The sequence below is a fragment of the Streptomyces sp. HPF1205 genome (assembly GCF_020400825.1).
Taxonomy (GTDB): domain Bacteria; phylum Actinomycetota; class Actinomycetes; order Streptomycetales; family Streptomycetaceae; genus Actinacidiphila.
Genome location: NZ_JAINVH010000001.1, coordinates 481,768 through 496,750 on the forward strand (window position 1 = coordinate 481,768; position 14,983 = coordinate 496,750).

12 protein-coding genes are annotated in these 14,983 nt (G+C 74.5%); 8 read left to right on the top strand and 4 right to left on the bottom strand.

Going from position 1 to position 14,983, the window contains the following annotated elements:
- The first annotated feature begins 59 nt into the window (after window positions 1–59).
- Window positions 60–776 (top strand): hypothetical protein, encoded by a 717-nt coding sequence (locus tag K7G61_RS02005; protein WP_225844723.1) that lies wholly within the window; start codon window positions 60–62, stop codon window positions 774–776.
- 20 nt (window positions 777–796) lie between these two features.
- On the opposite strand, the gene K7G61_RS02010 is transcribed toward K7G61_RS02005, so the two are convergent.
- The 4 genes from K7G61_RS02010 to K7G61_RS02025 form a co-directional block, all read right to left on the bottom strand.
- Window positions 797–1,279, bottom strand: a complete 483-nt coding sequence (locus tag K7G61_RS02010) for an OsmC family protein (RefSeq protein WP_225844726.1) — start codon at window positions 1,277–1,279, stop codon at window positions 797–799.
- Window positions 1,280–1,452: 173 nt separating this feature from the next.
- Window positions 1,453–2,901: a hypothetical protein gene (locus K7G61_RS02015; RefSeq protein WP_225844727.1), complete on the bottom strand. Its 1,449-nt coding sequence runs from the start codon at window positions 2,899–2,901 to the stop codon at window positions 1,453–1,455.
- 132 nt (window positions 2,902–3,033) lie between these two features.
- Window positions 3,034–5,148: a molybdopterin oxidoreductase family protein gene (locus K7G61_RS02020; RefSeq protein WP_225844729.1), complete on the bottom strand. Its 2,115-nt coding sequence runs from the start codon at window positions 5,146–5,148 to the stop codon at window positions 3,034–3,036.
- Between the two features lie 108 nt (window positions 5,149–5,256).
- Window positions 5,257–5,970, bottom strand: coding sequence for a vancomycin high temperature exclusion protein (locus K7G61_RS02025; protein ID WP_225844850.1), 714 nt, complete (start codon window positions 5,968–5,970; stop codon window positions 5,257–5,259).
- Between the two features lie 298 nt (window positions 5,971–6,268).
- Here K7G61_RS02025 and K7G61_RS02030 point away from each other — a divergent pair, with 298 nt between their 5' ends.
- The 7 genes from K7G61_RS02030 to K7G61_RS02060 all read left to right on the top strand — a co-directional run bounded on the left by K7G61_RS02030 (window position 6,269) and on the right by K7G61_RS02060 (window position 14,925).
- Entirely contained in the window at window positions 6,269–6,739 is a 471-nt protein-coding gene (locus K7G61_RS02030) for a gamma-glutamylcyclotransferase family protein (protein ID WP_225844731.1), read from the top strand.
- Window positions 6,740–6,899: 160 nt separating this feature from the next.
- Complete coding sequence (locus K7G61_RS02035; RefSeq protein ID WP_225844732.1) at window positions 6,900–7,799, top strand: sirohydrochlorin chelatase; 900 nt, start codon at window positions 6,900–6,902, stop codon at window positions 7,797–7,799.
- A 235-nt stretch (window positions 7,800–8,034) separates the two neighbouring features.
- A complete protein-coding gene (locus tag K7G61_RS02040; protein ID WP_225844734.1) occupies window positions 8,035–9,372 on the top strand; it encodes a deoxyguanosinetriphosphate triphosphohydrolase in 1,338 nt (445 codons plus the stop codon).
- A 253-nt stretch (window positions 9,373–9,625) separates the two neighbouring features.
- The gene (locus K7G61_RS02045) at window positions 9,626–10,888 is read left to right on the top strand and encodes an FAD-dependent oxidoreductase (RefSeq protein WP_225844852.1); all 1,263 of its coding nucleotides are present in this window, start codon (window positions 9,626–9,628) and stop codon (window positions 10,886–10,888) included.
- Window positions 10,889–10,928: 40 nt separating this feature from the next.
- Window positions 10,929–11,384, top strand: coding sequence for a GNAT family N-acetyltransferase (locus tag K7G61_RS02050; RefSeq protein ID WP_225844735.1), 456 nt, complete (start codon window positions 10,929–10,931; stop codon window positions 11,382–11,384).
- Between the two features lie 80 nt (window positions 11,385–11,464).
- On the top strand, window positions 11,465–13,384 hold the full coding sequence (dnaG, locus tag K7G61_RS02055) for a DNA primase (protein WP_225844737.1): 1,920 nt from the start codon (window positions 11,465–11,467) through the stop codon (window positions 13,382–13,384).
- A gap of 431 nt (window positions 13,385–13,815) precedes the next feature.
- Window positions 13,816–14,925, top strand: a complete 1,110-nt coding sequence (locus tag K7G61_RS02060; RefSeq protein ID WP_374204026.1) for an RNA polymerase sigma factor — start codon at window positions 13,816–13,818, stop codon at window positions 14,923–14,925.
- The last annotated feature ends 58 nt before the right edge of the window (window positions 14,926–14,983 follow it).

Genomic DNA, 14,983 nt, shown 5'->3' on the forward strand with positions numbered 1-14,983 from the left:
GCCGTACGGAGACCGCGGCGGCGACTGGACGGCGGCGGAATGGCCGATTCCCGGGAGGTGTGCGCGGACCCGCCGGTGCCATGGTGGGCCGGGTGGACTTCTTCGACTCCTTCCCGGCGCGGGAACCGGTCGCGCCGCCGCGCCGCCGCCGCCCGTGGTGGCAGCGGCCCGACAACGTGCTGCCCGCGTCCGTACCGGGTGACGCCCTCCTGATCAGGACCGACAGCGCCGCTGTGTGGGCCGGGGCCGTCCGGGTCTACCCGAACGGCTTCCAGATGAGCGTGCGGATGGTCCGGCGGGAGCCGCCGGACGGTTCGCCGCGGTACCGGCCCGTCCACCACTTCCCGCCCGCCCCCTTTGAGGCGGTCGGAACCGGCACCGGGCTGCGGCTGGGAATCGAATACGTCGACGGGCGCCGCGACGCCCTGGGCGAGGGCCTCGCGTCCCACCACTTCAGCGACGACGAGGAAGAGCGGACGCTGCGCATCATGGACCAGGGCGGCGGGGGCGACGGCACGACCTGGGACGCCGAAGTGTGGGTGGCGCCGCTGCCTCCCGACGGTCCCGTCACCCTGGTCGCCGTCTGGCCCGGCGCGGGCGCCACCGCCGAGTGCCGCGCGGAACTCGACGGCGCCGCGATCCGCGCGGCCGCCGCCCGCACGGTCACCCTGTGGCCGCCGGACGAGTACGAGGCGCAAGACGGCGGCCAGTGGGGCAGTGTGCGCATCGCGACCACGGCCGACGACGCCGGCGGCAAGCAGGCCGGCGGCGCGTGACGGCCGGACCTGCCTGACCCTCACTCCTGCCCGGCGGTCACCACCGGTTCGTGCTCCACCGGGAAGTTGACCGAGGCCGCGATGAAGCACAGGCGGTGGGCGTCCTCGTGCAGGGCCGCGGCCTTCTCGGCCATCGCGCCGGACGCCACCTCCACGCGGGGCCGCAGCAGCGCCCGGGTGAAGTGGCCGCCGCCGTCGCCCGTCTCCTCCATCGTCCCGGACGCCCGGTCGGTGTACGCGGTCACGACGACCCCGTTCACGGCGCACAGGTGCAGGTAGGCGAGCATGTGGCACTGCGACAGCGCCGCCAGCAGCAACTGCTCCGGGTTCCAGCGGTCGGCGTCGCCCCGGAAGTGCGGGTCCGACGAACCGGCCAGGGGCGGCGGTCCGTCCGCCTCGACCTCGTGCGTGCGCCGGTAGGAGCGGTAGGAGTCGGTGCCGCTACCGAGGTTCCCGGTCCAGGTGAGGCGGGTCTCGTAGGCGTGCGTTCTGGCGGACGGCATGAGCGGGCCGGCCTCTCTCCTCGGTGCGCCGGGGTCCCCGGGGTCCCGGAATCCCGGGGACCCCGGCACTTGACGGCTGGGCGGGCGTGCTGCCTCGGATCGTAGCCGCCCGCGCCGCCGCGGCCAGGGGTTTCCCGGCCGGGGACGGAAAACCCGGGACCTGCACCAGCCTCCTAGAGGGGGACGGTCCACTGGAGGCAGTTGTACATGGGGGCGTTGCACCCGGGGGGGATGCCGCTGCCGCCGATGGTGGTCGCGCCTTCGTCCACACTCCCGATCGTCGAGTCCCCGCCTGTCGAGCCCCCGCCTGTCGAGCCCCCGCTCGTTACCGAGCCCCCGCTCGTCGAGGTGCCGCCCACCGAGCTCCCGCCCGTCGAACCGCCGGTGGGCACTCCTTTGGGCCCGTTGCCGGGCCGCACGAACCAACTGATTATCGTTCCGCGGTTGTCGATGTACTCCGCATAAGCCCCGTACCTGCCGTCGGGCAGGGGAAGGTCGATGCGCTGCCCGGCACGCCACAGGAAGGGGCGGTAGCGAACGCCGGCCTCCACGGACACGACACAGTAGCCGCAGACGTCACCGCGGTCGTTCACGGACAATGCCAACCCGTCTTCGGTGTCTTCGGGAACCGACAGCACGGTCAGGGTGTTCCCCGACCACAGGAACGGACGGCGGTCGTCGGGCCCGTACGCGCCCGTGCCGATCACGTCCCCGCGCATGTTGATCGCCTGGAGGCCGTCCGCCACCGTCAGCCCGTCGCGGGTGGCTCCCGGCAGGCGCATCGGCGAGAGCTCGGACCTGCCCGCCCGCCAGCGGAACGCGCGCTCGACCAGGGTGCCGTTCTCGGCGTACATCACGGTGCCGGCGACCTGCCCGAGGTCGTTGACCGCCGAGGGAAGCACGGTCGACCCGGCGGCGGCGATGTCCGTCAGCCAGGTGGACCGGCCCGCCTGCCAGAAGAAGGGCAGGGACTTCCAGGGGCTGGACTGCGAGACCTGCGCGAGGATGCCTCCCCGGTTGTTCACGGCGAGCACCCGGATGTCGGACCAGGGGCCGCCGTCCGGCGGCAGAATCGGGGTGATCCGCCCCCGGTCCCAGAGGAACAGCTTGTCGTACGTCCAATCCTCGTAGTAGGGCGGGGGCTCCGGGTCCGTGCGTGCCTGGACCAGGACCCGCCCCCTGGCGTCCATGCAGACGGCCCGGGTGTGCGGGAAGGGGCCGACGTTCATCGGCCGGGGAACGCCGTCGGTCCACAGCAGGGCGGTCATGCCGGAGTTGTAGTACGCCCCGGCGTACTGGCCGGAGTCGCTGATCCCCACGAGCTCCACCGGCGACGCACCGTCCGGTGCGAGGGGCACGGACAGCGCGCCGTCCGACCACAGGACGGGTGCGTACGTCTTCCCGTCGAGGAAGCCCCACCCGGCCATCTGCCCCGACCGGTTGATGCCGCAGACGCGCGACATGTAGGTGCAGTCGTCCCTCCGCAGCGATGTGACCGTAATACCGCCGTCCGTGGTGGGGCGGGCCGTCGCCGAAACGCGCGAGGCCCCGAAGCCGATCACGGCCGCGCTCGCGAGCGCACCCGAAAGGATCGCGCGCCGGCTCGTACCCTCGTGTGCCATGTCCGGTCCCCTCGTCGAACTGCCTTTCGGCGAGGGTGACATGGATCACCTTTATCGGCACAGACGCCATCACGCCACGCATCGGCGGGCTCGCATCGGGCTTATCCGCACCACTCGGACCGCCCCGCCGCGCTAGGCCCGCTCCACGCGGACCGCGCACACCTTGAACTCCGGCATGCGGGAGGAGGGGTCGAGGGCGGGGTTGGTGAGGAGGTTGGCGCGGCCCTCGCCCGGCCAGTGGAACGGCATGAAGACCGTGTCCGGGCGGATCGCGGGGGAGACCATGGCGGGGGCCACCGCGCGCCCGCGGCGGCTGGTGACCGCCACCGGGTCGCCGTCGGCGACGCCCAGCAGGCCGGCCAGGCGGGGGTGGAGCTGCACGAAGGGCCCGGGCGCGGCCTCGTTGAGCTCGGCGACCCGCCGGGTCTGGGCGCCGGACTGGTACTGGGCCAGCACCCGGCCGGTGGTGAGGTGGTACGGGAAGTCCGGGGACGGCTCCTCGGCGGACGGGCGGTGGTGCACGGGGGTGAACCGGGCCCGCCCGTCGGGGGTGGCGAACCGTTCGAGGAACAGGCGCGGCGTCCCGTCGCCCGCAGCCTCCCCGTCATCGCCGTCATCCCCGTCCTCCGGGGCCGGGCACGGCCAGAACACGCCGTCGTGGGCCGCGATCCGCTCGTACGTGATGCCGGAGTAGTCCGCGGGCCCGCCCGCGGAGGCCCGGCGCAGTTCGCCGAAGACCTCCTCGGGGTCGGCGGGGAAGCCCTTGTCACAGCCCAGCCGCTCGGCCAGCCCCTCCAGGACCTCCAGGTCGGACCGCACGCCGGCGGGCGGGTCGACGGCCTTGCGGCGCAGGATGACGCGGCCTTCCAGGTTGGTGGTCGTCCCCGTCTCCTCCGCCCACTGCGTCACCGGCAGGACGACGTCCGCGAGCGCGGCCGTCTCGGAGAGCACCACGTCGCAGACGGCCAGGAAATCCAGCGACTGCAGGCGCTCGGTGACGTGCCCGGCGCGCGGCGCGGAGACCACCGGGTTCGAGCCCATGACCAGCAGGGCGCGTATGTCGCGGCCGAGGGCGTCGAGGAGTTCGTACGCGCTGCGGCCCGGCCCCGGCAGGTCGTCGGGGTCGACGCCCCACACGGCGGCCACGTGGGCGCGCGCCGCGGGATCGTCGAGCTTGCGGTAGCCGGGGAGCTGGTCGGCCTTCTGGCCGTGCTCGCGGCCGCCCTGCCCGTTGCCCTGCCCGGTCAGGCAGCCGTAGCCGGACAGCGGGCGGCCGGCCCGGCCCGTGGCCAGGCACAGGTTGATCCACGCGCCGACGGTGTCCGTCCCCTTCGCCTGCTGCTCGGGGCCGCGCGCGGTCAGCACCATGGACTCCCGGGCGTCGCAGAACATGGCCACCGCCTGGCGTAGCCGCGGCACCGGCACGCCCGTGATCCGCTCGACCAGCTCGGGCCAGTGCGCCATCACCGCGGGCAGCGTCTCGTCCCACCCGCTGGTGCGCCGCCGGACGAAGTCCTCGTCCAGCCGCCCCTCGGCGACCACCAGGTGCAGCAGGCCGAGCGCGAGCGCCAGATCCGTACCCGGACGCGGCTGCAGGTGCAGGTCGGCCTGCTCGGCGGTGCGGGTGCGGCGCGGGTCCACCACGATCAGCGTGCCGCCGTTCTCCCTCAGCTCGGTGAGGTAGCGCAGCGACGGCGGCATGGTGTCCGCGAGGTTGGAGCCGACGAGGATCACGCACCCCGTCCGTGCCACGTCCGCCAGCGGGAACGGCAGCCCGCGGTCCAGCCCGAACGCCTTGTTCTGCGCCACCGCCGCCGACGACATGCAGAAGCGCCCGTTGTAGTCGATCTGCGAGGTACGCAAGGCCACGCGGGCGAACTTGCCCAGCGCGTACGCCTTCTCGTTCGTCAGCCCGCCGCCGCCGAACACGCCGACCGCGTCCCGCCCGTGGCCGGCCCGTGCCCGCAGCAGCCCCTCGGCCACCCGGTCCAGGGCCTCCTCCCAGCCGGCCGGCCGCAGCACGCCGTCCGCTCCCCGTACCAGCGGCTCGGTCAGCCGCACCCCGCGGGACAGCACCTCGGCCGCGGTCCGCCCCTTTCCGCACAGGGCGCCCTTGTTGACCGGGAAGCCGGTGCGCTCCACCACCTCCGGCAGCCCGCCGCCGTCGGCCCCCACCCGCAACGTCATCCCGCACTGCAACGCGCAGTACGGGCAGTGCGTATCCACGTCCCTGGTCGCCACACTCATGTGCCCACCCTGCGGCGGCCGTGTTTCCCCCGGGCCCCGGACCGATTACGCCCGGGGGACGACCCCCTCAGCGCCCCGCCCGCGCCGCTGTGAGCCCTTGGCCGTGGCTCACCCGCGGCCCGGGGCGGCGGCGGAGGGGGCGGCGAGGGCGCGGGCCACCTCGTCGTCGCGCGGCCCGAGGAAGCGCGGGTCGGGTCTGACGGCCGCGTCGAAGGCCGCCTTGCCCGCCGCCAGCAGCTCCCGCGCCCCGCCCGCGTACCAGGTCGCGTCGTGCGGCTCGTCCACGCCCACCCCGTAGGCGTCGATCCCGGCGGCCTCGCACAGCGTGAGGGCCCTGCGGATGTGGAAGCCCTGGCTGACGAGGATCGCCCGGTCCACCCCGAAGACGCGCTTCGCCCGGTCGCACGAGTCCCACGTGTCGAACCCGGCGTAGTCCAGGACCACCTTCCGCGCGGGCACCCCGTGCGCGGTCAGGTAGGTGCGCATGGCGCCGGGCTCGTTGTACGAGGCGCGGCTGTTGTCGCCGGTGACGAGGACGACCCGGACCTTGCCCGCCGCGTAGAGCCGGGCCGCCGCGTCGAGCCGGTGCGCGAGGTACGGCGAGGGTCTGCCGTTCCACAGACCCGCCCCGAAGACCACCGCCACCGGCTCGCTCGGGACGTCCGCCTCCGTCCGCACCCGCCCGCTTCCGCCGAGCTGCAGCCAGGTGGCGGGCAGCAGCGCCGCCACGCACCCCGCCACCACCCACCGCACCAGCCGCCGCCGGCCGCGCACGGTCCGCGGCAGCCGCGGCAGCCCGGCCCGCCGCCGGATCCGGCCCAGCCGCGCCCGCGCCCGTCCCGTCCAGCCGGCCCACCGCGCTGGTCCCCTCCAGCCCGTCCATGTCCGCACGAGCCCCTCCTTCCACCCGCACTGGTCGACGCGCGTACGGGGCGGCCGGTTGCCCGGCGGGCCGCCCCGGCGGCTTCGCGGCCACCCGTTACCGCCCCGCGTGGACCACACTGGGACACGAGCACGGGCATCCCCCGGACATCTCTCGGGCATCTGCCGGGCATCCCTCGGACGACTCCCGGAGGTCGCCGCGGGGATCCTCCGGGACGTTCCGGCCGGGTCCCGGCGAGTGACCCCATGGCATCGACGCGCGGAGGCCGTCCTGACCACTCATCGTCTGCCGTTCTTCGTCTACGGCACGCTGCTGTCCGGTGAGCGCAACCACCACCTGCTGGCCGGCCGTACCGCGACGTGGACACCGGCCGAACTGACCGGCGCGCTCCTCTTCCACGCCACGAGCCGCCCTTACCCGTACCCCTACGCCGTTCCCGACCCGGCCGGTGCGGCAGTGGTGCGCGGCGAAGTCGCGGCCGTGTCCGAGGAGCTGTACGAGGACGTGCTGCGTGAACTCGACCTGCTGGAGAATTTCTCCGCCGGCCGTAACGACAACCACTATGAACGAGTGGCCGTGCGGGTTCGGGCGGAAAGCTCGCGGATCGACGCCTGGGTCTATTTCGCCGCCGACCGCATAGCTCGTGACCTGCTGGTTTCGGGTGTGCGCGTGCCGTACGGGGACTGGCGGCGGCGTGCCGCGCGATGACCGGCGGGAATGCGGCGGGGCCGGCCCGGAGGAATTCCGCGGGCCCGCGGGGAATTGCGCGGAAGCCCTCACAGCCCTTTCCGGAGGCGGTGAGATCCGCGATACGGCCCGTTTCCCGGTTCCACATGGCGGCGCAACGTCCCGGCCGCAGGATCGCCCTATGAGTCGCGTCAGCCGCATCAGCCGCATCAGCAGTGCCGGCCCGGTCGGTCCGGTCACCCCGGTCGGTCCGGTCACCCCGGTCACCCCGGTCGGCCCGGTCGTTCCGGCTGCCACGGTCGGGCGGATCGGCGCCGGGCCGGGCGACCAGCAGGGGCCCTCCGGGGCGCCGGGCCGCCGCCTGGCGGCCGACGGCGGGCGGCCGGTGCTGGTCGCCGTGGCGCACGGCAGCCGCGACCCGCGCGCCCTGGTCACCGTGACCGAACTCCTGCGGCGGGTACGGGCCCGCAGGCCCGGTCTCGACGTGCGCCTGGGGCACGTCGAGCTCAACCAGCCGCTGCTCACCGACACCCTGGCGGACCTGACCGGCGACGTGGTGCTGGTGCCGCTGCTGCTGGGCCGTGGCCACCACGTCAAACACGACCTGCCCGCCGCGCTCGCCGGCGCCCCCCGGGTGACCGGGGTCGTCGCCGGGCCGCTCGGCCCCCACCCGCTGCTCGCCGAGGCACTGCACGCGCGGCTGGCGGAGGCCGGCTGGCAGGAGGGCGGCCAGGGCGTGGTGCTCGCGGCGGCGGGCTCGCGCGATCCGGACTCCGCGGTGGACACCGCGCGGACGGCGGCCCTGCTGAGCGCGCGGCTCGGCCGGGTCCCGGTGCTGCCCGCCTACGCCTCCGCCGCCGGCCCCACGGTCGCCGAAGCGGTGGCCGCCCTCGCCGCCCGCGGGATGCGGCGGATCGCCGTCGCCTCCTACTTCACCGCCCCCGGCCGCTTCGCCACCCAGGTCGGCTCGGCCGCGCCCTGGATCGTCTCGCGCCCCCTCGGCGCGCACGACGCCATGGCCCGCCTGGTCCTGCGCCGCTACGACGAGGCCGCCGCGTCCGTCCGACGGCTCGCCGCTTAGTGCTGTGGTCGGGAAGGTTTGCCGGTAGCTCGCGGCGTCCGGTGCGGTGGATCGCAAGGCGCCGGATCGGCCTCGTAGTGGGCCTACTCGGTCGATTCGGCAACGCCGCGAGGTGCCGTGCCGGGCGTCGCGAGCCGGTGAACCTTCCCGGTCACAGCACTAGCCTAGGGCGCGCCCGGGCCGCGGGCGCCACGGCGAACCGTCCGGGGCGCGCCTCCCGGTTACCGTCGAAGGCATGGAAGGCAACAACGCGCCGCGCCTGACGGGCACCAGGACGACCACCGGCTCGTACGGACCGCGCGAGCCGTACGAGGAGGCCGACGCGGAGCGGTACGTGCCGGAGCCGGACAAGCGCCCCGGCCGCACCGCGTTCCAGCGCGACCGCGCCCGGGTCCTGCACTCCGCCGCCCTGCGCAGGCTGGCCGGGAAGACGCAGGTGGTCGATCCGGGGGTGGCGGGCGCCGCGGTGTACGACACCAGCCCGCGCACCCGGCTGACCCACTCCCTTGAGTGCGCCCAGGTGGGCCGGGAGCTGGGCGGGGCCCTGGGGTGCGACGCGGACCTGGTGGAGAGCGCGTGCCTGGCGCACGACCTGGGCCATCCGCCCTTCGGGCACAACGGCGAGGTGGTGCTCGCCGAGTTCGCCGCGAGCTGCGGCGGGTTCGAGGGCAACGCGCAGAGCCTGCGACTGCTCACCCGGATCGAGCCGAAACGGTTCGCCGACACCGGCGGCGGCTCCGGGGCGCCGGTCAGCGTCGGCCTCAACCTCACCCGGGCGGCCCTCGACGCCGCCACCAAGTACCCCTGGCCGCGCGGCGCGCACCCCACCGATCCGGGCGGCCCGAAGTTCGGGGTGTACGAGGACGACCTGCCGGTCTTCCGCTGGATGCGCGAGGGGGCGCCCGAGGGGCGGCAGTGCTTCGAGGCGCAGGTCATGGACTGGTCGGACGACGTGGCGTACTCCGTGCACGACATGGAGGACGGTCTGCAGGCCGGGCACATCGATCCGCGGGCCCTGCTGTCCCGCGACGAGCGCGCGGAGGTCTTCCGGTGCGCCGCCGCGCGCTACGCCCCGCCCGGCACCGACCAGGAGGAACTGGCCGCCGCCCTCGACCGGCTGCTCGCCCAGCCCTGGTGGCCGCGCCACTATGACGGCTCCGCCCTGGACCAGGCCCGGCTGAAGGACGCTTCCTCCCAGCTCATCGGCCGTTTCTGCCTGGCCGCCGAGGGCGCCACCCGGGCCCGGCACGGTACGGCGCGGCTGACCCGGTACGGCGCCGAACTCGTCGTGCCCCGCGAGCAGCGGCTGGAGTGCGCCGTCCTGAAGGCCGTGGCCGACCGCTACGTGATGCAGCGCGCGGCCCAGGCCCGGCGGCGCGCCGAGCAGCGCGTCGTGATCGGCGAGCTCGCCGAGGCCCTGTGGGCGCGGGCCCCCGAGGGCCTCGACCCGCAGTTCCGCCCCCTCTTCCTGTCCGCCCCCGACGACCGCGCCGCCCGCCGCGTCGTCGTCGACCAGATCGCCGGGCTCACCGACGCGGCCGCGACAGCGGCCCACCGCCGCCTTTGCGACTGACCGGCGCCCGCCGCCTATGCGGCCGATCGTGTCCGTCGCCCATGCGGCCGACCGGCATCCGCCGCCCGTGCGGCTGACCGGACGTGGGCGCGGCCCCCTAGGTGGTGCGGGCATGCCCGGCGTACCCTCGGACGATGATCAAGGACGCGAGCGGACGACGCGCTGAAGCCCCGCAGGGCCCCCGCACTCTTCCCGGCGGCACGCCCGTGCGGGAGGCTCGCGTATGACGGACGACCGGCAGGGGAGGCGCACAGTGGTGGACGCACACCAGACCTTCGTGATCGTCGGAGCGGGGCTCGCCGGGGCGAAAGCCGCGGAGACGCTCCGCTCCGAGGGGTTCACCGGCCGGGTGATACTGATCGGCGACGAACGCGAGCACCCGTATGAGCGCCCACCGCTCTCCAAGGGCTTCCTGATCGGCAACGACGAGCGCGACTCGGTGTTCGTGCAGCGCCCGGGCTGGTACGCGGAGCACGACGTCGAACTGCACCTGGGCCAGCCCGTGGTCCACCTCGACCGCACCGCCCGCACCGTACGGCTCGGCGACGGCACCACGCTGCAGTACGACAAGCTCCTGCTGGCCACCGGTTCGGAACCGCGCCGCCTCGACGTCCCCGGCACCGACCTGGCCGGGGTGCACCACCTGCGCCGGCTCGCCCACTCCGAGCGGCTCAAGCGCGTGCTGGCCAACCTGGGCCGGGAGAACGGCCACCTGGTGATCGCCGGGGCCGGCTGGATCGGCCTGGAGGTGGCCGCCGCCGCCCGGGGCTACGGGGCCGAGGTCACCGTCGTCGAACCCTCGCCGACGCCGCTGCACGCCGTGCTCGGCCCGGAACTGGGGGCGGTCTTCACCGACCTGCACACGGAACACGGCGTGCGCTTCCGCTTCGGCGCCCGGCTGACCGAGATCACCGGCCAGGACGGCATGGTGCTGTCGGTGGTCACCGACGACGGCGAGGAGCACCCCGCGCACGACGTGCTCGCCGCCATCGGGGCCGCCCCGCGCACGGCGCTCGCCGAGACCGCCGGGCTCACCCTGGCCGGCCGCGCCGAGGGCGGCGGCATCTCGGTGGACGCCTCCCTGCGCACCTCCGACCCCGACATCTACGCCGCGGGCGACGTCGCCAACGCCTTCAACCCGCTGCTCGGCGTCCGGCTGCGCGTCGAGCACTGGGCGAACGCCCTCAACGGCGGCCCCGCCGCCGCCCGCGCCATGCTCGGCCACCCCGTCACGTACGACAGGGTCCCGTACTTCTTCTCCGACCAGTACGACCTGGGCATGGAGTTCTCCGGCCACGCGGCGCCCGGCACGTACGACCAGGTGGTGGCGCGCGGCGACGTGGGCAAGCGGCAGTTCATCGCCTTCTGGCTGCGCGAGGGCCGGGTGCTGGCCGGCATGAACGTCAACGTCTGGGACGTCACCGAGCCCATCCAGCGGCTCATCCGCTCCGGCCGCCAGGTCGACCCCGACCGCCTGTCCGACCCCTCCGTACCACTAGCCTCGTTCCTGGACTGACCGGGAGGCTCCCGGCCCGACCGGGGAGGAACGCCGCCGCATGCCCGCCCAGATACGTACCGCCGTCGTGCCCGTCGAGGAGATCTTCGCCCTGCGGTGGGCGGTGCTGCGCACGGGAATGCCGCGCGAGGCCGCCGTCTACCCCGAGGACGCGCGGCCGGAGACCTTCCACGTGGCCGCGTACGACGAGCACGGCGCCGTACGCGGGTGCGTGACGTTCTTCCCCGACGCGATGCCCGGCGAGGCCGTGCCCGCCTACCGCTTCCGCGGCATGGGCAGCGCGCCCGAGGTCCGCGGCCAGGGGTTCGGCGCCGCGGCCCTCACCGCGGGCCTGCGCGAGTGCGCGGCCCGCGGCGCCGGACTGGTCTGGTGCAACGGCCGCACCTCCGCGACCGGTTTCTACGAGCACTTCGGCTTCACGGCCCTCGGCGAGGAGTTCGTCCTCGAACCGAGCGGCCCCCACTACGTCTTCGTCACGAAGGACCTGGACCGGTAGCCCGCCGCCGGCTCCCGCCGTACGGGTCGCGGCAGGCGGTCGCGGCAGGCGGTGTCCGACCCGGGCCGTAGACTTCCCCCGTGGCAGGGCGGATCAGGGACGAGGACGTGAAGGCGGTACGCGACGCCGTCCCGATCGACGCCGTCGTCGCCGAATACCTGCAGCTGCGCCCGGCCGGCGGCGGCAACCTCAAGGGCCTGTGCCCCTTCCACGACGAGAAGTCCCCCTCCTTCCAGGTCAGCCCGTCCAAGGGCCTGTACCACTGCTTCGGGTGCGGCGAGGGCGGGGACACGCTCTCGTTCGTCATGAAGGTGGACCACCTGTCGTTCACCGAGGCCGTGGAGCGGCTGGCCGGGCAGGCCGGGATCACGCTGCGGTACGAGGAAGGCAGCCACATCCCCGGCCGGCAGCAGGGGGAGCGGATCCGGCTGGTGGAGGCGCACCGGGCGGCCGCGCGGTTCTACGTGGAGCAACTGGCGGGCGCCGAGGCCGAGATCGGGCGGGCGTTCCTGGCCGCCCGCGGGTTCGACCAGGCCGCGGCGGAGCGCTTCGGAGTGGGATACGCGCCGGCCGGGTGGGACCACCTGGTGCGTTACCTGCGCGGCCAGGGCTTCACCGACAAGGAGCTGATCGTCTCCGGTCTGGCCTCGGAGAGCCGGCGGGGCGGGGCGATCGACCGGTTCAGGGGCCGGCTGATCTGGCCGATCCGCGACATCACCGGCGAGGTGATCGGCTTCGGCGCGCGCAAGCTGCGCGACGACGACCAGGGCCCGAAGTACCTCAACACCGCCGAGACCCCGCTGTACAAGAAGTCCCAGGTGCTCTACGGCATCGACCAGGCCAAGAAGGAGATCGCCCGCACCGGGCGGGCGGTCGTGGTCGAGGGCTACACCGACGTGATGGCCTGCCACCTGGCCGGGGTGACCACCGCCATCGCGACCTGCGGCACGGCCTTCGGCGGCGAGCACATCAAGATCCTGCGACGGCTGCTGATGGACAACTCCACCGCCGAGGTCGTGTTCACCTTCGACGGCGACGAGGCCGGGCAGAAGGCGGCGCTGCGGGCCTTCGAGGACGACCAGAAGTTCGCCGCCGAGACCTCGATCGCGATCACGCCCGGCGGCATGGACCCGTGCGAGCTGCGGCTGGCCGAGGGCGACGCGGCCGTCCAGCGGCTGATCGACACCCGCACCCCGCTGTTCGCCTTCGCGCTGCGCTCCATCGTCGGGCGCTACAACCTCGACACCGACGAGGGCCGGGTGGCCGCGGTGGACGCCGCCGTGCCGGTGGTCGCCGCCATCAAGAACCAGGCGCTGCGCGACCGCTACGCGATCCGGCTGGCCGGCATGGCCGGGCTCGCCACGCAGGCCGAGGAGCAGTCGATGATCCGCCGGGTCCGGGCGATGGCCCGCGCCCGCGCCCAGGGTGCGCCCCCGCCGCAGCGGCAGCCCCCCGCCGGGTACGCCCGGCAGGGCCCGCCCCCCGGCAACGCCGGGCCGCCCGCCCCGCGCGGCCCCCGGCTCGACCTGCGCAGCCCCGCCCACCGCGTCGAGCGCGAGCTGCTCAAACTCGCCCTGCAGTACCCGCAGTTGGTCTCACCGGCGTTCGACGCCTACGGCGAGGACGAGTTCACCGGCCCCCCGTACGCCGCGGTGCGCCGCGCCATCGCCGAGGCGGGCGGCGTGGAGCGCGCCGACGGCGACTTCCTGCTGCGGGTGCGCGAGGCCGCCGCCGACGACACCGTGCGGACCATGATCACCGAGCTTGCCGTCGAGCCGGTCATGCACAAGCTCCCGGAGATCTACGCCGGCGAGGTGCTGGTCCGGGTCCGGCTCTTCGCCGTCGACCGCCGGGTGGCCCAGGTGCACGCCGCCCAGGCACGTCTCGCCGCGCAGGGCGCCCCCTCCGACGCGCCGGAAGTGGCCGCGGTGCGGGACGAGTTGTGGGCCCTGCAGCAGTACGGCAGGCGGCTGCGCGACCTGGGCGCGGCCGCGCTCTGACCGTTCCCGGCGGCCCGCGCCGGCGGTGCGGGCCGGCGGTGCGGGCCGGCCCGGTCGTGCGGTGAGCCGGCCGTCGCCGTGCGCCGGGAGGCAGGCGGCATATGCCGCTGAGTTACCGACCGGGCTCAGGTGGTGACGTGGTGTGAAAAAAGGGAGCGCACGACCCTCGTAGTGGGAGTGCGTCCTGGGTCAGACTGGGGGGCGGCGCCAGAGCCCTCTTCGAGCCCAATGTCGCGCTCACTGCGGAGGTCGCTTCCGTGCAGACCCAGTTCGAGGACATCCAGGACATCCAGGACATCCAGGCAAGCCGCGGGATCCGCGGCCTTCGGGACGCCGAGCCGGAGTTTCCGGCCCTCCTGCCGGCCGCGGGCGGGGCGGTGGCGGTGGATCCCGTGGCGGAAGCACGGGGAGGGCAGGCCGTTCCGCCGCGGGTGCCGGAGCAGCGGCGGGACGACGGCGACGGCGTTGGCGACGGCGAGGGCGGCGGCGGTCAGGCGCCACCGGGCGCGGGGGCGGAGTCCCCGGGCGGGCCCGTGCCCCGGTCCGACCTCGAACCCGGCCCCGTACCCGGCGCACCGGAGGACGTACCGGAGGAAGGGCCGGTGCGGGCGCCGCGGGAGGAGGCGGTGGGGCCGTCGGCCGACCTGTTCCGGCAGTACCTGCGGGAGATCGGCCGGATCCCGCTGCTGACCGCCGTGGAGGAGGTCGAGCTCGCGCGCCGGGTGGAGGCCGGGCTGTTCGCCGAGGAGAAGCTGGCCGCCTTCCCGCACCTGGACTCGCGGCTCGCCTCGGACCTGGACCGGCTGGTGGTGGCGGGCCGGATGGCCAAGCGGCGGCTGATCGAGGCGAATCTGCGGCTGGTCGTCTCGGTGGCGAAACGTTACGTCGGCCGCGGGCTGACCATGCTCGACCTCGTCCAGGAGGGCAACCTCGGCCTGATCCGCGCGGTCGAGAAGTTCGACTACACCCGCGGCTACAAGTTCTCCACGTACGCCACCTGGTGGATCCGCCAGGCCATGTCCCGCGCGCTGGCCGACCAGGCCCGTACCATCCGTGTCCCGGTGCACGTGGTCGAGCTGATCAACCGGGTGGTCCGCGTCCAGCGCCGGCTGCTCCAGGAACGCGGTTACGAGCCCAGCACCGAAGAGGTCGCCGTCCAGCTCGAACTGCCCGTGGAACGCGTCCGGGAGGTGCTGCGGCTGGCCCAGGAGCCGATCTCCCTGCACACCCCGGTCGGCGAGGAGGAGGACGTGGCCCTCGGCGACCTCATCGAGGACGGCGACGCCGCCTCCCCGGTGGAGTCCGCGGCTTTCCTGCTCCTGCGCGAACACCTGGACGCGGTGCTGTCCACCCTCGGCGAGCGCGAACGCAAGGTCGTCCAGCTCCGCTACGGCCTCGACGACGGCCGCCCCCGCACCCTTGAGGAGATCGGCCGCATCTTCGGCGTCACCCGCGAACGCATCCGCCAGATCGAGTCGAAGACCCTCGGCAAACTCCGCGACCACACCTTCGCCGACCAGCTCCGCGGCTACCTGGAGTAGCGCGGCGCCCGCCCGGGCGCACGTCGCAGACGCCTTCCGCATCTCCGTACGGGCCGGC

Bases quoted from the DNA above. Each gene is read 5' to 3' on its own strand.
- K7G61_RS02010 (WP_225844726.1), bottom strand. From the start codon at position 1,279: ATGCCGTCCGCCAGAACGCACGCCTACGAGACCCGCCTCACCTGGACC.
- K7G61_RS02015 (WP_225844727.1), bottom strand. From the start codon at position 2,901: ATGGCACACGAGGGTACGAGCCGGCGCGCGATCCTTTCGGGTGCGCTC.
- K7G61_RS02020 (WP_225844729.1), bottom strand. From the start codon at position 5,148: ATGAGTGTGGCGACCAGGGACGTGGATACGCACTGCCCGTACTGCGCG.
- K7G61_RS02035 (WP_225844732.1), top strand. From the start codon at position 6,900: ATGAGTCGCGTCAGCCGCATCAGCCGCATCAGCAGTGCCGGCCCGGTC.
- K7G61_RS02040 (WP_225844734.1), top strand. From the start codon at position 8,035: ATGGAAGGCAACAACGCGCCGCGCCTGACGGGCACCAGGACGACCACC.
- K7G61_RS02050 (WP_225844735.1), top strand. From the start codon at position 10,929: ATGCCCGCCCAGATACGTACCGCCGTCGTGCCCGTCGAGGAGATCTTC.